The following is an 800-nucleotide window of genomic DNA, read 5'->3' on the forward strand; positions in this document are numbered from 1 at the left end:
CACCCAATTGTTTTCGAAGATGTACTTCATCTCAAGCTCGAACAACTCTTCGTTAGTGAAGGCGCTACGATGCAGACGATAAATCCCCTTTTCGCTGTTTTCTTCTAAAAAATCATCAATACTGATGTCTGATCCTTCAGGTACTAGATTGATACGCTGGCTCATGGCTGCCTTCCTTGTATAATAACGGTGTTAAATGAGATTCGGTGTTACGCTTGATACGGCAGCTTGGGACGTATCAAACGTAGAGATTTAATATTTATGAACTACTAATATCCAATAACAAGCCCAGATTAGCCTTGGGCACGGCGACGTTCGACTTCACTGCCTTGGACGTTTTGGTCGATATCTTTTACCAAATGAAAGTCGAAATCGATACTGGCATATGGTTTATCGAGACCTTTTTCTTTAAGCTTGTCAGCATCGTCGATCATAGTGATTTCTGGCACCAACCCTTCGCGGCTGGCAAAGGCAAAGTCATCCCATAAGTACTCATCGCCATCGATGTTAATTTGTGTGGTCAATTTACGATGCCCGTCGGCACTGGCGAAAAAATGAACATGAGCGGGGCGATGACCATGACGACCAAGCGCGCCCAATACTTTTTGCGTCATTCCTTCTGGTGGTATTGAGTAACCTAGCGGAACGATGCTGCGGAATGCATAATTTCCATTCTCATCTGTAATGATGCTACGACGTAAGTTGAAGTGAGACTGTGATTCATCAAAGAAAGAGTAGTTACCTAAGCTATTGGCATGCCATACTTCTACCTTTGCGTTTGGAAGAGGTTTTCCATCTTC

General features: G+C 43.6%; 1 protein-coding gene and 1 pseudogene. Both read right to left on the reverse strand.

The genetic code is table 11. The features are described from left to right. Window positions 1–165: pseudogene (locus tag V7D75_RS06565) on the reverse strand (benzoate 1,2-dioxygenase large subunit); the annotation flags it as partial. 128 nt (window positions 166–293) lie between these two features. Then, a partial coding sequence (locus V7D75_RS06570) for a dioxygenase family protein (RefSeq protein ID WP_442968931.1) occupies window positions 294–800 on the reverse strand: 507 nt, incomplete at its 5' end.

This window comes from Psychrobacter sp., assembly GCF_036731945.1.
In the GTDB taxonomy this organism is placed as follows: domain Bacteria; phylum Pseudomonadota; class Gammaproteobacteria; order Pseudomonadales; family Moraxellaceae; genus Psychrobacter.